General features: G+C 67.6%; 9 protein-coding genes. 7 read left to right on the plus strand and 2 right to left on the minus strand.

The window, feature by feature from the left end; genetic code table 11:
• The first annotated feature begins 1 nt into the window (after position 1).
• From CVM50_RS05090 to CVM50_RS05115, 6 genes are all read left to right on the plus strand, one after another.
• Positions 2–934, plus strand: coding sequence for an efflux RND transporter periplasmic adaptor subunit (locus tag CVM50_RS05090; RefSeq protein ID WP_085887687.1), 933 nt, complete (start codon positions 2–4; stop codon positions 932–934).
• The gene (locus tag CVM50_RS05095; protein WP_085887686.1) at positions 931–2,088 is read left to right on the plus strand and encodes a BamA/TamA family outer membrane protein; all 1,158 of its coding nucleotides are present in this window, start codon (positions 931–933) and stop codon (positions 2,086–2,088) included. The genes CVM50_RS05090 and CVM50_RS05095 overlap by 4 nt, the downstream gene beginning before the upstream one ends.
• 125 nt (positions 2,089–2,213) lie before the next feature.
• The gene (locus CVM50_RS05100; RefSeq protein WP_143515602.1) at positions 2,214–14,921 is read left to right on the plus strand and encodes a beta strand repeat-containing protein; all 12,708 of its coding nucleotides are present in this window, start codon (positions 2,214–2,216) and stop codon (positions 14,919–14,921) included.
• A 49-nt stretch (positions 14,922–14,970) separates the two neighbouring features.
• On the plus strand, positions 14,971–15,276 hold the full coding sequence (locus tag CVM50_RS05105; protein ID WP_157792129.1) for a DUF3467 domain-containing protein: 306 nt from the start codon (positions 14,971–14,973) through the stop codon (positions 15,274–15,276).
• Positions 15,277–15,300: 24 nt separating this feature from the next.
• Complete coding sequence (locus tag CVM50_RS05110) at positions 15,301–17,019, plus strand: HlyD family efflux transporter periplasmic adaptor subunit (protein WP_085887683.1); 1,719 nt, start codon at positions 15,301–15,303, stop codon at positions 17,017–17,019.
• Positions 16,992–18,956 carry a site-2 protease family protein gene (locus CVM50_RS05115; protein WP_085887682.1) on the plus strand — a complete coding sequence of 655 codons (1,965 nt, stop codon included), beginning with the start codon at positions 16,992–16,994 and terminating at the stop codon, positions 18,954–18,956. Before CVM50_RS05110 ends, CVM50_RS05115 begins: the two co-directional genes overlap by 28 nt.
• Positions 18,957–19,205: 249 nt before the next feature.
• Here CVM50_RS05115 and CVM50_RS05120 read toward each other — a convergent pair whose 3' ends face one another.
• Both CVM50_RS05120 and CVM50_RS05125 read right to left on the minus strand, forming a co-directional pair.
• A complete protein-coding gene (locus CVM50_RS05120; RefSeq protein WP_085887681.1) occupies positions 19,206–20,060 on the minus strand; it encodes a fumarylacetoacetate hydrolase family protein in 855 nt (284 codons plus the stop codon).
• A 98-nt stretch (positions 20,061–20,158) separates the two neighbouring features.
• Positions 20,159–20,359 (minus strand): hypothetical protein, encoded by a 201-nt coding sequence (locus CVM50_RS05125; RefSeq protein WP_085887680.1) that lies wholly within the window; start codon positions 20,357–20,359, stop codon positions 20,159–20,161.
• A gap of 75 nt (positions 20,360–20,434) precedes the next feature.
• Here CVM50_RS05125 and CVM50_RS21680 point away from each other — a divergent pair, with 75 nt between their 5' ends.
• The gene (locus CVM50_RS21680; RefSeq protein ID WP_198431854.1) at positions 20,435–20,839 is read left to right on the plus strand and encodes a hypothetical protein; all 405 of its coding nucleotides are present in this window, start codon (positions 20,435–20,437) and stop codon (positions 20,837–20,839) included.
• Positions 20,840–20,844 lie beyond the last annotated feature (5 nt).

The raw sequence follows: 20,844 nt of genomic DNA on the forward strand, positions 1-20,844 counted from the left end.
CATGCAAGGGGCCACGATCCGGGGCTGGCTGATCTGTGCCATGATGGCGGTGCCTGCGGGCGCCGCCCTTGGCCAATCTACCAGCCGCGCGGATTTCGAGGCCCGGGCCCAGGCCCTGCAGTCGGGGGAGGGGATGGCCACATCGACACCCAGCTTTGCCGGACCGCGCGCAGGCCTCGGGGTGACCGAGTTCAACTGCACCATCCGCCCTTTGCGTGTGGTGGAGGTCGCAGCCCAGATCAACGGCGTCGCCGAGACGGTTCTGGTGCGCCCCGGTCAGCAGGTGCGCGTCGGTGATCCGCTGGTCGAGCTGGACAGTGAGATGACGCGCGCCGACCTGCGCCTGGCCGAGGCCCGTGCCGCCAATACGGCCACGCTGGAGGCGGCCCGCATCCGCCAGGCGGGGGCCGCCGAACGCGAGGCCCGCCTGAAGACCGCGCTGGAGCGCCGGGCGATCAGCCCCGCCGAATACGAAAGCGCCGCGCTGGAGCTGGCCATGGCCGAGGCCGACATCCTGCGCGAGGAACAGGCGCTGGACATGGCCCGCCTGGAGGCCGACCGCGCGCAGCTGCTGGTCGAGAAGGCCCGCGTCCTGGCCCCCGTCGACGGTGTCGTCGGCGAGGACCTGATCGACCCGGGCGAAAGTGCCAGCGGCCGGCCCCTGGCCACGCTTTACGTCAATCAGCCGCTGCGGGTCGAAGCCTTCGTGCCGGCCGCGGCCCTGGCGGGCTTCGTGGGGGCGGGGGGCTATGCCATCGCCGTGAACGACGACCGCGCCGCGCCCTATCCCGTCACCTTCGATTATGCCGCCCAACTGGCCGACATCGCCTCCGGGACGATCTCGGTCTTCTTCACGTTGGAAGCGCCCGACGTGCTTCCGGGCAGCAAATGCCAGATCTCCGTCAGCCGTGCCCCCGGGGAGGGAACCCAATGAGCCTTTCGCCCTACCAGCCGCGCCCCGAACACGGGCGCCCGGGTACCATCCGCAAGTCGCTGGCCCTGCTGGGCGTCGGCGGGGTCCTGTCGGGCGCCGTGCTGACTGCCTTCGCCCCTGTCGGCCAGGCGCAGGTCGCCTCCAAGGGGGCGATGATCGCCGGCGCCGGCGTGTCGTCGGTCTATGGCGCCACCGCCGATCTGGGGCTGGAAATCGAGGACCTGTTCAGCGCCGGCATCGACCTGTCGCTGGACTATCGCCTGGGCGATCGCGGCCAGGGCCTGAGCCTTGATGTCGAGAAGGCGGTGGCCTTGGGCCAGACCGCGCTTGGCGCGGACACGGTGCTGGACTTCGGCCTGACCGCCGAGGTCGATGAATGGGATTTCCGCTCCTACCGGCGGGAAAGCTACGGTGTCAGCGTCGGGGTGGGCGCCGCGATCACCCCGCAGCTGCGTTACCGCGTCGGGCTGTTCCACGTCGCCGACGATCTGAGCGAGGCGGATGACGACCTGTCGCCGCTGATCCAGGCCGACATGGGCGACAGCGACGCGACCGGAGTTGAGGCCTCGCTGAGCTGGAGCAACCGGCAGAGCAAGTCGGTGCTGGAGCCGGGCGCCGACCTCGGCGTCGCCATCCGGGCCTCGGGCCTGGGCGACAGCCGCGAGTTCACCGAGACCACGGCCCATGTCGACATCTACCAGCCGGTCTTTGGCCCTGCGGTCCTGAACCTCGGCCTGTCGGGCGGCGTGGTGCGCAACGGCGACGACGGCTACGTGGCGATCAACGAACGTGCCTTCCTGGGCGGCGACATGCCGCGCGGCTTCGCCTACGGCGGCATCGGTCCGATGGACGCCTCCACCGGCGATGCCCTGGGCGGCACCCGCTACGTGGCGGCGACGCTGGAGGTGATGGTGCCGACCGCGCGCCCCGACCTGGCCGTGGGCGCCTTCTGGGATGCCGCGACCCTGTCGGATCTGCCGGGCATCGACAGCCCGAACGTCGACGACAGCGCGCACCTGCGCCAGTCGGTCGGCCTGTCGCTGGCCTACCAGACCAAGATGGGTGAATTCACCGCCTCGATCGCCGAGCCGATCGAGAAACGCGACGGCGACGACGTACAGAACATTTCTTTCTCCTTCACCGCCAGCTTCTGACGGTAAGGTTGATTCTTGTTGGGGCCTGAACGGCCAGAGGGACCAGAATGGGACAGCAACGCAAGCTCCGTGCAGAACCGTCGCTCGAAGTCGATCAGCGCGCGATCCCTCTTGAGCCCCGGGTCATGCTCGATGCCAACCTGACCATTGACCTGGCCGGCACCCAGGACCTGACCGAGCTGATGCTGGGTCTGGCCCAGTCCTTCGACGATCAGGCGCAGCAGGCCGATGACCTGCTGGAGTCGCTGGAAAGCTCGGGCGAGGCGGCGATGGTGCTGCTGGACCCGCTGCTGGACAATACCGAGGACCTGTCGGCCGTCACCGATACCGTGACCCGGATCCAGGGCGCGCTGGATGAGCTGCGCTCGGGTCTGGCGGGCACGGTCGACGACCTGTTCAGCGACACCTTCCACGACCGCCTGGCCAGCAGTGGCTCCAGCTCTCTGGGCTACACGATTGATGCGGCGGGCCTGTCGACCATCTTCGACAGCGACAGCGTCCTTAGCGGTGACCTGATGTCGGAACTGGTCGACTACCTGGGTGACCAGGGCGCGACCGATGCCGAGGCCGATGCCGAGGCGCTGCTGGACCTCGTGGTGCCCTCGCTGGATAGCTCGGTCTCCGCCCTCAGCTTCACCCTGACGGACATTAAGGTGGACGGCGAGACGCTGGTGTCCTTCTCCGATGGCGGCAACGGGTCCGTGACCGCCGAGGTCACCCTGCTGTCCGAGGACTTCAGCGCCGATTTTACCACCCTGCTGGCCGATGCGCTGCCGGGGCTGGACCTGCCCTTCGACCTGAACGCCGCCGGCAGCGTCGGCAACGGCTTCAGCTTCGACATTTCCGCCTCGATCGAGGTCGATGCGGGCACCGCCGCGCTGAACGCGCTGGAAGTGCACGTCGACAACTTCGACTTCGACCCGCTGCTGACCGTGGGCGGCGCCCTGCCGCTGACCGGCGATCTGTCGGCGACGCTGGGTCTGCTGGAGCTGGGCGTCGACAGCATCGACACCGCCAGCTTCCGCCTGGCCGTCACCGGCGCCGAGGATCTGGACCTGGGCGGCGCAATCGACTTCTCCGGTGGGCTGGGCTCTCTCGATTTCGAGTTCTACGGCACCACCACCGGCGCCGACCTGTCGCTGGACGTGCTTCTGGCCGAGGCCGGCAGCAGCGACTATGCCGCCATCGAGGAAGGCACCAGCTATCGCATGCTGGACGTGGGCCTGACAGGCACACTGGATTTCTCCGGCGCGACGCAGACCTTCGGCACCGATGTCACGGTCTCCGCCGTGCTGGCGGACGGCAACGGCGGCAACATCCTGGACACGATGCTGAACAGCATCGACCTCGGCCTGGATCTGGACACCTCGGCCACCGTGCTCAGCGACGAGCTGAAGCAGGTGTTCGAGAACCTGGTGAACGCGCTGGCGACCATGTCGACGGGCGACCTGATCGACTTCCTCACCGACACCGGGACCGCGCTGTCGGGCGTGCTGACCGACACGATGTTCGACATCGAAATTCCGATGACCGACATCAGCCTGACCGACGCAGCCGAGGCGATCGCGGCGGTCTTCGACGACCTGGTGTCGGCCTTCGTGATCGACGAGGGTGCCCTGGGCTTCGATGCGCAGACCATCGAGACGCTGCTGACCAACGAGATCGTCAGCTTCGAGGCCGACGTGCTGACCGATGCGCAGATGGATGCGTTGGCCGGTTACAGCACCATGACCTTTGCCGTGCAGCAGGGGACCGATGTCACGCTGAACGTCACCGTCGATCTGACCGCTGCGCCCGAGTTGCAGGACACCTCCCTGAGCGTGGCAGAGCGGATGAACGCCCTGGCCGCGCTGCTAAATTCCTCCCTGCTGGGCACCCAGTACGGCATGACCTTCTCCGTCTCGTCGCTGGGCGCGCTGAAGGCCACCACGTCGCAGCGCACCACGGATCCCGACAGCGGCGCGGAGACCTACACCAGCTTCGCCCTGACCAGCGTCACCGAGACCGGCGGCACCCTGCGGGACGAGGTGAGCCTGTCCGCCCTCGGCTTCGACGGCTACGCCCTGGCCGCGTTGGATTACTACGTCGATGCCGGCGACCCGGATGCTGCGGTGATGGCCGGCTCCGGCGCGGCGTCGGATGGTGAGACCTCCGTGCAGGAGAGCTTCCTGGGCTTCCAGGATGCCGTCACCTCCTTCGAGCTGAATGCGCTGGACCTCGACAACCTGACGGGCGTGACCGACCTGCGCTTCACCTTCACCGTCGATGGTGTGGACCGGAAGGTCGATGTCAGCTCGGACACCGGCTGGACCGATCTGGGCGATCTGATCGCCGACTTCAACGCCGCGCTGACCGCCGAAGGCATCGGCGTCAGCGTGTCGGCCAACACCGACGGCGACGGGCTGGCCTTTGCCATCGACGCGGAGGAAGACCGCCAGGTCGAGGTCTCGGTCGCGGATGGCGCGATCCTGCGGGCCACCACGCTGAACGGGCTGCTGGCCTGGGTCAACGCCGAGTTGCAGGACATCTGGGCCGGCGCCATGCTGGATCTGACCGACGATGGCGCGCTGATCTTCAGCCTGCCCGAGGTCACGGCCAGCGCCGAGATCACCAGCGACGATGAGGTGTATTTCACCGCCGAGGAGCTGGGCTTCGGCATGCTGGGCGACACCAACCTGTCGGCGCTGCTGACGGCCTCGCTGTCGGGCACGATGACCTCGTCCTTCGGCATCGGCCTTGCCGACCTGGGCAGCGACCTGATCGCCGCCGGCGGCAACGCGCTTCAGGGCGCGGCAGGGCAGGGCGACAGCGTCATCGACAGCGTGATGGACAACGCCTTCCTGACTGATGTCTCGCTGGAGCTGACGGTCAACGCCCAGGCCAGCGACATCACCGGCACGGCGGATCTGGGCATCGCCTCCATCGTCGTGGGCGGCGAGGATTCCTCGCTCAACTACGTGGCCTTCGGGGCCGAGCTCTATGCCACCCTCGTCGGCAGCAACCCCGACGGGTCGGCCAGCAGCCGCATCAGTTTCAACAACCTGTGGAACGCGGTGGTGAACCAGGTCGATCTGGGGGATGACGGCGAGGTGGAGACCACGCTGGCCACCGGGTTGCAGGGCCTGATCGGGCGCCTGGACTTCGGCGGCACCATCGTCACCGATGGCGAGGGCCTGGCGCTGGATGCCTCCGGCGAGGCCGCGCTGTCGGGCAGCGCGGTGCAGTTCGTCAGCGCCCATGGCTACGACGGCGACGACGTGCTGGCGCAGTTCTCGGCCCTGCTGGGCGACGTGTCGATCAACGTGGCCGGCGTCAACGGGCTGAACGAGGACGTCATCGACGGCCTGGGCGTCACCGTGACCGACCTGACCGCCATTGGCGCGACCGCCGAGATCGCGATCATCGCCAACGACCCCGACGCCGAGGCGGCCCTCGAAGGTCTGGCCGCGCTGGAAGGCGACGACATCCTCGACAGCCTGGTGTCCATCGCCAACATGCTGGTCGTCGTCGGCGACGCCCTGGAAGACAATCTGCCCTTCCTCGCCGCCGACATTCCGCTGCTGAACTTCTCGCTTTTGGACACCATCAGCTTCTCCGCCGATTTCCTGGAAAAGCTGCAGGAGATCCGCAACGATCCGCAGGCCGCCCTGGATGAGCTGGACGGCTTCCTTGAAAGCTTCTTCGGTGACGACACCGTGGAACTGACCTGGGACCAGGAGGCCGCCACCCTGGTCTTCGGTCTCAGCTTCGAGTTCCTGGACGACTACAGCGAGAGCCTGCCGTTCAACATCGACCTGGCAGAGCTGATCGGCGATCAGCTGGCCGACGTGGTGGGCGAGGACCTGGCCGCAACCGTGACGGGCCTGGTGGATGCCTCCGGCGACGGCGAGATCGTCTTCGATCCGCTGCTGTCGCTCGATTTCGTCTTCGGGCTCGACCTGTCGGCGCTGCTGGCCGAACCCTCGACCGTGGCCTCGGCCTCCACCGCGATTTCGGCGCTGGCGACGGTCGGCACGGTCAACATGCGCCCGGGCGGCGGGGCCGAGCTGCGCGTGACGCGGGTCAATGCCGAGGGCGTGCTGGAGAAGGTGGATATCGACCTTGATGGCGCCGAGACCATCGCCGAGGTGGTGGCGCTGGTCGACACGGCGGTCAAGGGCGCCTTCGGCGACACCGTCAGCTTCAGCTACGACGAGGCCACGGGCGAGGTCAGCCTGACCGACAGCCTGGCCTCTGCCACCGATGACACCGGCGCCGAGGCCCTGACCGGCGCGGCCGAGACCGCCTCGGAAGAGGTGGACGGGCTGCAGACCATCGCCCTGAGCGAGATCAGCGATTTCGAGGCCGCCTACAGCTTCGACCTCGGCGTGGGCGAGGGGCGGGTGACCGTCGAGATCGACGCGGTGGTCGGCCGCACCGAAGAGGAATTCGTTGCCGCCGTGAACGCCGCCCTGGCCGAGCTGTCGGTGGCGCGCTCCGACGTCTTCGAGACCGGCGCGCCCGGCACCACCGTCCTGGTGGCGCAGCTGGTGCATGCGGTTGGCGACGGATCGGGCAATGTCGCCCTGGTCTCCACCGGCTTCGACACGGTGCTGGACTACGACACCTACGATTTCACCCTGTTGGGCGTCGACATCTCCGAAGAGATCGAATTTGCCCTGACCGACCTGGGCGGGGCCAACATCGCCGAGGCCCTGGGCCTGTCGGGTGACGGCAGCTACGGCGCCGGGACGCTGACCTCCGAGGTGCTTTACGAGGCGGTCGAGGACGGGTCGATCCGGGCCTATCTGGATACCGAGGCCAGCGGCATCCACCTGTCGATGTTCGCCGGCGTGACCGAGGGGCTGAACATGACCCTCGCCCTGGGGCCGCTGCAGATCGCGGTGGACAACGGCCATGCCTTCATTGGCGCGGCGGACGGATCGGGCGATCCGGCCTATATCTCCTTCGGGTTCAACGACATCGACGGCGACGAACACGAGGGGCAGTACGACCTGGCGCACCTGTTCGACATCGGCGAGGATCCCGATCTGAGCTATGCCGACCTGTTCGACGTCGACATCTCAATCGGCATCGACGTCAATCTGCCGCTGAGCGACAGCATCGGCCTGTTCGATCCGGCCACCGACGGGCTGACCTGGACCGTCTCCCTGGTCAATCTGAAGGACGGCGCCAGCTGGTCGGACCTGCTGAACGACGGTGTCAGTGTCTCCGACGTCTTTGAAGGCGCTCTGATCGACCTCGCCTCGGGCAACGGCCTGTCGGAAATCTACATGCCAGACATCGAGTTCCCGGACCTGTCCAACTTCCTCGACAACATCAATGTCCTGGCGCTGCTGAACGATCCGGTGCTGGTCCTCGACGGTCTGGACATGATCCTGGACATGATGCAGTCGGCGATCGACGACTTCCTGGGGGCGATCGATCTGCCCATCGTGGGCGAACAGATCGGCGCCGGCGTCACCTTCTTCGACGACTTCCGCATCAACGTGCTGGAGGCCGCGATGGCCTATGCGGAAACGCCGCTGGCCGACGGTACCATGCCGACCACGGTGGACCTGATCACCGGCTTCCTGAACGATGCGCTGAACGACCTGCTGGGCACCTCGGACACCCAGTATCTGCATGCCTACCTGAACACCGATGGCAGCACCGACGAAAGCTATGTCTACGGCGCGCTGAACTTCTCCGCCGAGATATTCAACGAGGTGCTCGACATCGGTTTCGACCTGGGCATCCCGGGCTTCAACCTGGAGATGGCCGAGGGCGCCGAGCTGCAGATGTCCCTGGGCTACTCGGTCAACATCGGCTTCGGCTACGACCGTAACGGGTTCTTCCTGCTGAACGACACCGACGAGTCGGAGATGGTCATCGACTTCGCCGTCGACGCGGGCGACTTCACCACCACAATGGAGCTTTTTGGCATCCTGGGCGTGACCGCGACGACCGAGGCCGACACCAGCGACCCGCTCTATGATTCCGCCGCCTCGGAACATGCCGACGACGGCGAGCTGCGCCTGTCCGCGCAGCTCTACGTGGATCTCTACGGCGATCAGGGCCTGACGATCACCGATCCGGGTCAACAGGGCGATGGCGGCGCCATCACCTCCACCATCGCCTACCGCGATTTCGGCGGCATCGACATCACCGACAGCCACGGCGACCCGCTGAGCTACGAGAAAGTCGTCTATTTCTCGCAACTCGACACCGGCAACATGATCGACTTCGGCTTCGAGGCGCGGATCGACGTGATGCTGTCGATCCAGGGCGACATCCTTGATCCCAGCACCGGCGAGCCGCTCTTGCTGGGCGGTGTGCAGTTCATTCCCTCGGTCGCCACCGAGCTGGAATTCCGCGCCGTCTACACCCTGGAAGACGGCCTGGACATGACGGCGCTGGCCTTCCACGACGTGCGCGTCGACCTCAGCCAGCTCTACGAAGGCATCCTGGCGCCGGTCCTCGACCCGATCCGTGGCTTCATCGACCCGGCCGCGGAGTTCTTCGGCTTCCTCGACAGCACCTTCCCGTTCAACGTCATCTTCAACGGCCTCGCCACTGCCTTCCCGATCGTGCGCATGGTGCAGACGATCGGTCAGGTGATCACCGACCTGAACGATTTCCTCGAAGACCTGGAGGCCACGGGCGGCGTGGTCGTCTTCGGCGACTATGACTTCTCCGGCTCCACCGACGACCTGGAGAGCGGCGAGGCCCGGTTGAACACCATCGACCAGAAGTCGATCTCCACCGACCTGACCAGCACGGTTTCGGCCAGCCAGTTCGGGATCTTCGGCAATACCACGCAGGGCTTTGCCGTCGAATTCCCTCTGCTGACGGATCCCTTCTCGGTCGTCGACATCTTCCTGGGCAACTACGAGGATGTCGGCCTGGTGGAGTTGCACTTCACCCTGTTCAACCTGCCCTATCGCCAGATCAACCTGGCGGATGAGCTGTTTGATGCCATCGGCCTGCCGGGCTGGGTCGCGGACATCGTGCAAAGCGCCTTCAAGGCCTCGGTCACGCTGAAGCTGAAGGGCGGGCTGACCGTCGGCTACGATCTGGGCGGGATCGTGAACTTCGTCGAGACGATGGACGCCGAGCGCCTGCTGGACGGGATCTACATCGAAAGCGGCATCGGCTCGATCATCGACGTCTACTTCGGCTTCGCCGTGTCGCTGAACCTCGGGATTGCCGGGGCCGACCTGGACGGCGGCGCCTATTTCCGGCTTGGCCTGAACGACCCCAACCACGACGGTAAACTGCGCCTGCCGGAGCTGATCGCGGTGGTCGAAAGCGCCGCCGATGCCGGCAGCCTCGGCGGTTTCCTGGGCACGATCTTCATCGGCGACGGTGGCGTGAACCTGAGCCTGGATGTCTGGGTGGAGATCGACCTGTGGCTGTTCAGCTTCGGCGGCAGCTGGACGATCATCAACGTGAACGAGAACATCGACTTCGGTGGGCTGCCGGTGCTGACCTCGCTGTCCAGCGACATCGGTGACACGGGTGGCACGGCGATCCTGAACATCGGCTCGCGCGCCGGGGCCTCGATGACCGACATCTACGAGGACGGCGACGATTCCGTCTACATCGACGGGCCGAACTCTCCCTACACGCTGATCTACACCCAGAACGGCAAGCGGGTCGAAAGCACGATCGATCAGGACGCGGCGGCGATCATTCTGCCGGCCGGGTCGGGCAACAACCGCATCGACCTGTCCGGGGTGAAACCGAAATCCGACGGCAGCACCGCCTCGACCATCACCTACACCCGTGAAGGCGACGACGAGATCACGCTGCCGTCCACCGGGCTGCACGTGGTCTTTGCCGGCGACGGCAACGACACCATCACCGCGGAAGATGCCAGCGGCACCTACATCATCTTCGGCGAAGAGGGGCAGGACAGCGTCAACATCGACGGCGGCAACGTGGTCTATATCGGCGACGACGACTATGGCATGCGCGATCTCTTCGTCACCACCTTCGCCGATGGCGGGGTGAGCGAGGCGAAGGTGCTGGAACTTCTGGGCCTGGAATACACCGCCGAAGGCGGGCTGCGGGCGTCCGACGGGGTCAGCGGCGACAACCTCGACCTGAAGGTGCTGATGGAAGGCTACACGGCCAGCACCCAGCGGACCGCCGGCAGCGATGCCGACACGATCACCCTGGGCGCCGGTGGCACCAAGATCGTGATGACCGGCGCAGGCGACGACCTGATCGAGATCGACAGCGACAACGAGGGTGACGTGACCATCCTGTCCGGCGCCGGGTCGGACACGATCAGCGCGGGTGGCGACGACATCTTCATCGAAGGCGGTGCGGACGGCGACCTGATCAAGGTCGATGGCAACACCACCGAGGTCTGGGGCTGGGGCAAGGCCGCCGGCGAAAGCGGCACCGAGGGTGGCGACGACATCTTCGCCCTGTCTCTGAAGGACGGCCAGGACATCATCATCGGTGGCGACGGCGAGGACGTGCTGCACGGCCAGATGGGTGACGACATCCTGCAGGGTGGCCTGGGCAACGACACCGTCACCGGCGGGCAGGGCGACGACATCGCCACCGGCGGGACCTTCACCCTGACCACCTCCGGTGGGTCCGAGATCGACCTGCTGACCATGACACCGGGCCAGTCGCAGACCTCCGGCATGATCCTGACCGTGGCCGATGCCGCCGATGGCGATGACCTGCTGAAGGGCGGCAACGGGTCGGACATCCTGGTGGGTGGCGGCGGCGAGGATACGCTGGAAGGCGGCCTGTCGGCGGACCTTCTGGTGGGCGATTTCGCGCGGATCACCATGTCGGCCAGCTATGTGGTCACCGGCGTGGCCTCGACCTTCATCACCTCGGTCAACAATGGCACCGATAGCCTGGCGGGGGGCATGGGCAATGACGTGCTGATCGCCGGCGGCTCGACCGAGGGCACCATCGAGGTGATCGAGGATCTGGACGGTTCCAACGTGGTGGTCGGCGACTTTGCCACCATCACCGGGGCGCAGATCCTGGATGCGGTCACCGGCATGGTCTCCATGGCCTCCGCGCGGGGCGGGGCCGACCGGATCACCACCGGGCGCGGCAACGACCTGATCATCGGCGGCGAAGGCGACGACACGATCAGCGCGGGCCTGGGCGCCGACATGGTGCTGGGCGACCTGGGCACGCTGTCGATTGCCGACGGCGAGCTGACGGGCTTGGCGAACGAGAACGACGGCGATGACATCATCACCTTCGGCGCCGACGACGCGGGCCATTACGGCACCGCAGCCCCGGCGGACCTGAAGGACGTGGCCGTGGGATCTCTCGGCGACGATTCCATCAACTCTGCGGCGGCCAGCCTGGTCGCCATCGGCGATGCGGGCAACATCACCCTCGATCCCATCGCGCTGAACGCGCTGCGCACCTACGTGCCGCTCGGGGCGAACCCGACCGACGCACAGCGGGCCCAGGATACCAACGCCCTGAACCTGATCGCCATGCTGGCGACGCAGATCGAGACCGCGGGCACCGTGGATGACGGCAACGACACCATCACCTCCACCGGCGGCGACGGTATGATCGCCCTTGGCGGGGGCAGCGACGTGGCCCACCTGGCCGATGGCGTGAACTATGTCCTGGGCGATGACGGCACCATCACGGTTGAGGCCAACGGCGATTACACCGGCCGCAAGGTGGTGGTGACCTCCGCTGACACCGCCGCCACCTCCAGCGATGACGAGATCATCACCGGCGCGGGCGACGACGTGATCGTCGGCGGCGAGGGCAGCGACACGATCTCCACCGGCGACGGGGTCAACCTGGTGCTGGGCGACAGTGGCGAGATCACCGGCGACACGCTGGACACCGAGGTTCCGGTCTATGCGCTGACCTCGCACATGGATGAAAGCGACGGCGACGACAGCGTCACCGGCGGCGATGATCGCGACATGGTCATCCTCGGGGCAGGGGCCGACTGGGCCGATCTGGGTGACGGGGTGAACCTGACCCTTGGGGACAGCGGCACCATCGACGAGACCGTGGGCACCGGCTACGACCTGCTGACCACCGACGCGGGCACCGGCGGCAATGATACCGTGACCGGGGGTGAGGACCGCGACATCGCGATCCTCGGCGACGGCAGCGACGAGGCCGACCTGGGTGACGGGCGCAACATCGTGCTGGGCGACAATGGCGAGATCCATGTGACCGAGGGGGTCAGCTTCCGCGCCCTGTCGACGGCGCGCGGCACCGGGGATGACGACACGATCACCACCGGTGCGGGCGATGACGTGATCATCGGCGGCGAAGGCGCCGACAGCATCGCGGCAGGCGAGGCGGACAACCTCGTCCTGGGCGACCGGGGCACGATCACCGGCGACATCAGCGATCCGGCGGCCCCCGTCTACTCGCTGGTCTCGGCCTATGACGATCGCGACGGCGATGACACCCTGACCACCGGCAGCGCGGCGGATGCCCTCGACCTGGCGATCCTCGGCGGCGGCAATGATCTGGCCACGATGGGTGACGGCACCAATATCGCGCTTGGCGACAGCGGCACCGTCGATGTGACCGTGGGCACGGGCTACGACCTGCTGTCGACCGATCCGGGCACTGGTGGCGACGACAGCGTCTATGGTGGCGCGGGCGCCGACACGGTTCTGCTGGGCGATGGCAGCGACGATGCGGATCTCTTCGACGGGGCAAACGTGGCGCTCGGCGATAACGGCGAGATCCACTTCGACATTCCCGAAGGGACGCTGGACCTGTGGACCACCTCGCCCGCCATCGGCGGTGACGACAGCATTACATCGGGCTACGACGCGCTGTTCGCCCTGGCCGGTGTGGGCGCCGACACGGTGCGCGCCGCGGGCGGCACCAATTGGGTGATGGGCGACAACGGCCGCATGGCCTTCGACACCGAAGGCACGGTGGAGATGCGCACCTCGGACGAGGACCTGGGTGGCAACGACGTGATCGAGACCGGATCGGGCGAGGATGTGATCATCGGCGGCACCGGCGCCGACACCATCGACGCGGGCAACGGCCACAACCGCGGCCTGGGCGACTCGGGCTCCTACGTGCTGGACGACACCTCCGGCACGCAGGACGGTGATCTGGTCTCCGCCTATCTCGACAGCGACGGGGCCGACAGCCTGACCTCGGGCGCCGGCAATGACTTCTTCATCCTCGGCGGGGATGCGGATGTGGCCGACCTGGGCGATGGCGAGAGCCGGGTGATCGGTGACAGTGGCGAGATCCACTGGGCCGACACGCACCTGACCGAGCTGACCACGACCGACACCAACAGCGGGGCCGGCGACACGATCACCAGCGGCGCGGGCGCCGATGCGATCCTGGGCGGCGACGGCGGCGACGTGATCGCGGCGGGCTCGGGTGACAATGCCATTATCGGCGACCAGGGCGTGCTGATCCTCGACGCGGGATCGCTGGTCAACGTGGTGCGCGACGCCCGTACCTTCGACGAAAGCGAGGGCGGCGCGGACAGCATCACCTCCACCGCGGGCGACGACGTGATCCTGGGCGGCGCCCTGGGCGATACCATCCGCTCCGGCGCGGGCGAGGATGCCATCCTGGGGGACAACGGCCGCTGGATCTCCTCCCATGTGACGGGCGAGGGGTCGCTGACCGCGACGCTGCTGGACTTCGGCGGGGATGACGTGATCGACAGCGGCACCGGGTCCGACCTGGTGATGGGCAACCTCGGCGACGACGACATCTACGTCGACGCGGGCGAGGACATCGTGATGGGCGACGACGGGACGATGACCTTCATCAACCGTTCGGACGTGCGCACTCTGGTCCTGACCAACGAAGAGCTGGGTGGCGACGACACGATCAGCGCGGGCGACATGTCGGGTGACAACCTGATCGTCGGCCAGGCGGGCGCCGACAGCATCATGGGTGGCAACACCGACGACATGATCATCGCCGACATTGCCGAGCTGACCTTCACCGACCCGGCCACGCGCCGGGCGGGCCAGTCGGCGGTCGACCGGATCGACTACATGATCGGCACCCGGATGGATCTGGGCTTCGACGATGTGGTCCGGGCCGGCGGCGGCAACGACTTCGTCATGGGCGGCTTCGGCGCCGACACGATCAACGGCAACGACGGCCAGGACTTCCTGATCGGCGAGACGGTGATCTTCCAGCGCAGCTATGAGGAGATGGCCGATGGCGGTCTCTTCGAGATCACCCTGATCGACACCAACTTCGCCTATGAGACCGGGGGCTATGACCTGATCAGCGGCGACGAGGGCAATGACGTTATGGTGGGCGGTCTGGGCGGCGACCTGTTCTTCGGCAATACCGCCGAGGACCTGATCTTCTCCGACGCCTATGCGGGCGAGTTCCACGCCGAATGGTCGCCGCTGCAGTTCGAGGGCGAGACGGCCTTCCGCACCCTGTGGCAGTCGAACTTCGCCGGGCCGGGCGCCATCGACGTCGTGTCGCGCGCCCAGCTGGACGATGCCATCGGCTCGCCCTTCGACATGCTGCCCGCCTTCTCGGTGGCGCAGTTCGACATGACCGAGCGCGACCTGGGTGGCGACTTCATCGCCGAGGGCTTCGGCGACGAGGTGCAGACCCTGGTCTTCGTCAACCAGCTGATGGACTACCTGTCCTCCGAGAAGGTGGTTGGCGCCCTGGCGGTGATGGTCAACTCCGGTGCTGAAAGCTCGGTCCTGGACGACGCGCTGCGCGCCGGGATCGCCGGTCAGTTCGCCGGTGTCTGGAACCTGGATGCGCCCGAGTTTGAAATGGTCATTCGCCAGATCATCGCCTTCCTGCTAAACCGCGTGCAGGCGGACAATGAAAACGAAGCGCCGTCTGAAGCGGCCTGAAACCCGGGCGCCGCGCGCGTCCGGATCCACGAGACTTGAGGATACTACCATGAGCGAAGATACCACCCCCAAGACCGCGACCGGCACCATCAACGGCGTGAAAATCGCCTGGGACGACAGTGAGATGCAGAGCCATTACGCCAACATCGGCACGGCAACTGCCAACCGCGAGGAATTCTTCCTGCTCTTCGGCACGCACCAGCACTGGCGCGGCACCATGGACGAGCAGAAGGAAGTGGACGTGAAGCTGGCCAACCGCATCGTCATGTCGCCCTTCGCCGCGAAACGCCTGGCCGTGATCCTGACCCAGTCGATCCGCGCCTACGAAGAGCAGTTCGGCAAGATCGAAGCCTGATCCCCCTGAAAGACCGTTAATCCCGTGATCGACACGCTCGACGCCCTGTTCTGCATCGACCCTGCCGGACAGGGCGTGCTTCTGCATGGCTCCCTGCCGGAGGACATCCCCGAGGCCCTGATCGTCCAGCTGCGCTCGGACAAGGCCGTGATCCGGCGCGTGGGGGACCGTCTTCTGGTGATCCTGCCGCAGGACGGCGAACACCTGGCCTGGATCCTCTCGGAGGTGCCCTCGGTCACCGACCTGCCGGGGCTGATGGATCAGCTGAAGGCCTCGGGCCCCGACTGCCTGGCCTCGGCGCGCAAGCTGCGGGCGGAACAGGCGGGGCGTCAGTCCGGGATTGCGGTTACTGGTGACGTGGCGGGCGCTTTGGCGACGGGACCGGCGGAGGCCGGCACCGGGCGCAGCAAGGCGGCCCAGGCCGCCCAAGCGCGTGCCGGATCGGCGGCCTTGCTGGCGCTGGCGCGCATGGCCGGGGCCGAGAAGATGTCGCCTGCCACTGCCGCGCAGGTCGTGGCCGACGCCTGTGTCGAGGCGGGCATCGCGCGCGCCGCCGCCGTCGCCATCTGCGACGGGCGGGCGGGCAGCCGGGGCGTCGGCGCCCTGCGCGTGTCGGACCGGGCGCTGGACCCGGTCTTTGACGAAATCCGCCAGATCATTGCCAGCTACCGCGCGGCGGAGGGCCAGCCGGCCGAGCCGCTGCGCATCCGTGCTGATGACCTGGACGACAGCGCCCTGGATGCTGCCCTTCTGGCGCGGATGATGGAGGCCGGAGAGCTGCTGCTGGACCTTCCGGGCGTGGGCCATGAGGCCCCCGCGATCCTGCTGATCGACCCCTCGCCCGAGGCCGACACCGCCGGGTTGGCGGAGCTGGTGACCGTCGCCGGGCGCCGCCCGTCGAAGGCCCGCCGGTCGGCGCGCGCGCGGGTGCTGAAGGGGGCCGCGCTGGCGCTTGCGCTGGCGGGCCTCGTCTGGCTGGCGCTGCCCGCGCCGCTGATCGTCACCGCCTCCGCGCTCAGCCAGCCGGCCCAGGCACGCGCGGTCACTCTGCCCTTCGATGCCTACCTGCGCGAGATGCGCGTCGAGGTTGGCGAGGCGGTGGACGCGGGGGACGTCCTGGCGGTCTTCGGCGCGCCGGAGATCGAGGAGCAGGCGGCCCAGGCGCGGCTGCAGCTGGCGGTAGAGGCCGCCACCGCCCAGACCGCGCTGGCCGACAATGATTATGGTGCCTACGTGCTGTCCGAACAGCGGCAGGAGGCTTTGCGCCGCCAGCTCGACCAGTTGAAATCGCGGCTGGACCGGCTTCAGGTGCGGGCACCCGAGGCGGGCCGGGTGATCTCGTCCCTGGGGTCGAACGTGCTGGGCCGCTTCCTGCCCACGGGGGATGCCGTGGCGACGATCCAGCCCGAGGATGCCTTTGCCGTCTCGCTGACCGTGACCCGGGTCGATGCGCCGCTTCTGCGCCCCGGGCTGACCGGCGAGGTCTACTTCCGCGGTCTGTCGGGTGAGACCTGGCCGCTGGAGGTGGAGACGCCGGTACAGGCCACGGAAGGCGAGGGCGGCGACCAGAAACTCAGCGCCTGGGCCCGGCTGACCCAGCCGGGGCGGGATGAGCTGATCGTCGGGCTGACGGGCTTTGCCCGGGTCGAGGCGGGCGAGGTGATGCGGATCCGGGCGCTGTCGCGCTACGTGGTCGAATGGGGCAAGGTGAAGGCATGGCAGTACCTGGGTTTGCGCTTGTAGGCCAGCTGGCCCTGCGGCTCAGCGCGGACGGGCGCGACCGCAGGCTCTACCTGGCGCAGGACCGCTCCTCGGGGCGGATCTTCAGCCTGCCGCGCAAACTGGCACTGGCCCTGCACCGGCTGCGCGCGATCAACGACGGCGACGAAGAGGCCCGGCGCGACATGGGCGCGGAAGAGCTGCGCGACGCCTATGGGTTCCTGCGCCAGATGAGCGGCATGCGCGACGAGGACCAGCTGCGGCGCAAACCCTTCAACCCGGTCTTCATGTCGATCCCGCTGATCGACCTGGCGCCCTGGCAGCCGCGTCTGGCCCCCCTGGCGCGGCGTATGGTGGCGCCCTGGTATCTCTGGCTGCTGGCCCTGATGGCGCTGGCCTGTTTCATGCTGGGCATCCGCAGCGACTGGGCGATCATGGAAAGCTACCGCAACGTCTTCTCGTTGCAGGCGCTGGCGACCTTCGGGATCGTCGCGCCCTTCCTGAAGGTGATCCACGAGCTGGGCCACGCCCTGACCGCGACGCGCTACGGCGTGCGGCTGCGCAAGGGGGGGCTTTATGTCATCGGCCTCTACCCGATGCCCTACGTGGATTGTTCCGAGGCGGACGTCAGCGCGCACCGGCGTCACCGGCTGGCGATCAGCGCCGCCGGGATCGCGGTGGACGTGGGCGTGGGGCTGGTGGCCTTCATTGCCTGGTACCTGGTCGAGGGCAGCTACCTGCAGGTCCTGGTGGGCAACATCTTCGTCTTCTCCACGCTGAACTCGCTGCTGTTCAACGCCAACCCGATCGTGAAGCTGGACGGCTACTACGTCATGTGCGACCTGATCCGGTCGCGCAACCTGGCCACCCGTGCAGCGGCGGTGTTCAAGGAGGCTCGGGTCTGGGTGATGACCCTGGGCCGCGCGGGCAGCTACCCGCAGGCCGCGCGGCACTGGGCGATGCTGGGCTACGCGGTGCTGGGCCTGCTCTACCGGCTGCGGATCCTCTTCGTCATCGGCTTCGCGCTGATGCCGCGCTACCTCGGGCTCGGCGTGGTGCTGGTGGCCTGGGGGGCGATCGCCATGTTCGCCGTGCCGATGATGCGCGACCGGGTGCCGAAGGTGGCGCTGGAGGGGTCTGCGAAACGCGCCCGGACAGGCATGCGCCTCGGTCTGCTCGCGGCGCTTGTGATCGCCCTGGCCTTCGTGAAGGCGCCGCATGTCCTGGTGCTGCCCGTGGCGCTGGACACCGGCGGGCGCTACCAGGTGACGGCGCGCACGGCCGGCTTCCTGCAGACGCTGGCCCCCGCCGGGGACATGCAACCGGGTACGCCCCTGGCGCGGCTGGAAAACCCGCTGCTGGCCGACCGCGCCCAGATGCTGGAAGCCAACCTCGACGGGGCCCGTCTGGCCTATGAGACGGTGCGCGGTGACCATCCGGCGAAGGCGGCGGTGGCTCGTGAACAGGTCGAGACCCTGGAACAGCAGTTGCAGGTGTCGCGCTACGAACTGGCCGAGCTGGAGCTGACCAGCGGTTCGGGCCGTTTCCTGCCGCGCAGCGGGCTGGCCCGCGGCGCCTACCTGGCGTCCGGCGAACCCCTGGGCGCCTTCCTGCCCGACACCGGGCGGGCGCGGCTCACCGGGCAGTTCCCGGAACGCTACGTGCAGAAGTTCCAGCAGGGTCTGACCGGGGTCGAGCTGCGCCACGCGGGGCAGTACGAGATCCTGGAGATCTCCACGACCGAGCTGCTGGCGATCCCGGCGGTGGACCGGGTGGGGGGCGGACGCTCCTACAAGCTGGTGACCGAGGTCGGCACGCCGCCCGCGGCGCTGGCCGGCCAGCCCGGCCTGCTGCGCCTGCGCTTCGAGGCGGAGCCGCTGGCGGCGCATGTGGTCTTCTGGTTCCGCGGGCTGGTGGTGCGCTTCCGCGAGGCGCAGATCGCCGACCGCGAAAGCTGGTAGAGGCGGCGCGGCGCTCTCGGCCTGGCGGCCGAGGCCTCCGGCGGGAGTATTTTCGACAAGGTGAAGACAGCGGGACAGCGCCCGGCCGGGCGCCCGCCTTTTCCACCTGGCGGGCGCAACGCCCATCCCCTCGTGCGATGGTGGCCTCGCAGGCGGGCCGTCCCTGTCTTCACGTCGTCTGAAATACTCTGGGGGGAGTCTCCGGCACGGAGACGGGGCGCAAGGCCCCCCTCTGCCATGCCCCTTGTCTCAAACCGCGTCCCAGGGCACCGTGGTCTGGCACTGCTCCCCCAGCCCCTCGATCCCGAGGCGCAGGGTCTGGCCCGGGCGCAGGTAGACCGGGTCGGGTTTCTGCCCCATACCGACGCCCGGCGGCGTGCCGGTGAAGATCACGTCGCCCGGTTCCAAGGTCATGAACTGGCTGAGGTAGGACACCAGATGCGCCACCCCGAAGACCATCGTCGCGGTGGAGCCGTCCTGGTAGCGGTGTCCGTCGACCTCCAGCCACATGGGCAGGGCCTGCGGATCCGCGATCTCGTCCCGGGTCACCATCCAGGGTCCCAGCGGGCCGAAGCTGTCGGCGGACTTGCCCTTCACCCACTGGCCCGAGCGTTTCTGCTGGAAGTCGCGTTCCGATACGTCGTTGACCAGGCAGTAGCCCGCGACGTGTTCCATCGCCTCGGCCTCGTCGACGTAGCGGGCGGTCTTGCCGATCACCACGCCCAGCTCGACCTCCCAGTCGGTGGCGGTGCTGCCCTTGGGAATGATCAGCGGGTCATTGGGGCCGCAGATGGCCGATGTGGCCTTCATGAAGAGGATCGGTTCTTCCGGAAGGTCCATCCCCGCCTCGGCGGCATGGTCGGCGTAGTTCAGGCCGATGCACATGATCTTGCCCACGCGCCCGATGCAGGGGCCCACGCGCGCCTCGGGGTCCAGCACGGGCAGGGACAGCGGATCCACCTCGCCGATCCGCCACAGACCGGCGGCAGTCAGCGCCGCGCCGGTGATGTCTTCCACCACCGACGAGAGGTCCCGACGGGTGCCGTCCTCGTGCAGAATGGCGGGCCGTTCCTGGCCCGGGGCGCCGATGCGCATGAGTTTCATGGTAATCCTCCTGTCTTCCGGGACAGTTTTTCCCGGAGGCAGGCGCGGGACGCAAGTCTCTCTTGCACGTATCGGCGAAAGGATGGCAGGTCGTTACGTCAGATCGCTGTGACGATGCTCCTCTCTTCCAACCATTTCTGGTACTGGATCGGCGGCAGGTCGCCCGGGCGGATCGGCAGTGCGCCCTTGCTCCAGAAGGGCGGCAGCAGCCAGGGGCGCTGACTTTCGATGATCGCCCTGTCCTGCATCCGCACATGGGGCGCCGTCTTGGTGAAGGTCGCTTCGCGTTCGGGCGCCATGTCGTCGTTGCGGGGGAAGATCCAGAAGCTGCGGGTGCGGCTCCAGCCCAGCGGGCAGGTCGCCAGCTAGATCATGTGGCACCCGCCGGGGCTGTTCTTCACCAGGCGGATGGCGCCTGGGCGCAATGGCCGATCTTCAAGGACGTGGCCGGGGGCGACGACAGCGACATCACCATCGAAATCATCGGCTTTCCGGTGCGGGAACCGATGCTGGCCGACGGTGACTTTGATGGCGTCGTCGGCTTCACCTCCTCGTTGACCCTGAACCTGAGGGCCCAGGCTACGTCCGAGGCTGTCACCAGTCTGCTGCGCCCGCAGAAGGGCGCCGCCTCGGTTCGGATGGGCAGGACAGGGGGGTCCAAACGGAGCCCCTTCTTTCGTTCTGCCGAGCCGCGAAGAAAGCTGTTGGACGATCCCGCAGTCAAACCCTACGGTCGAGGTGGGGCCGGCGCCTCTGCGCACGGGGCCGCCGGAAACTGAGGGAG

It is taken from the genome of Pseudooceanicola marinus (assembly GCF_002786295.1).
Taxonomy (GTDB): domain Bacteria; phylum Pseudomonadota; class Alphaproteobacteria; order Rhodobacterales; family Rhodobacteraceae; genus Pseudooceanicola; species Pseudooceanicola marinus.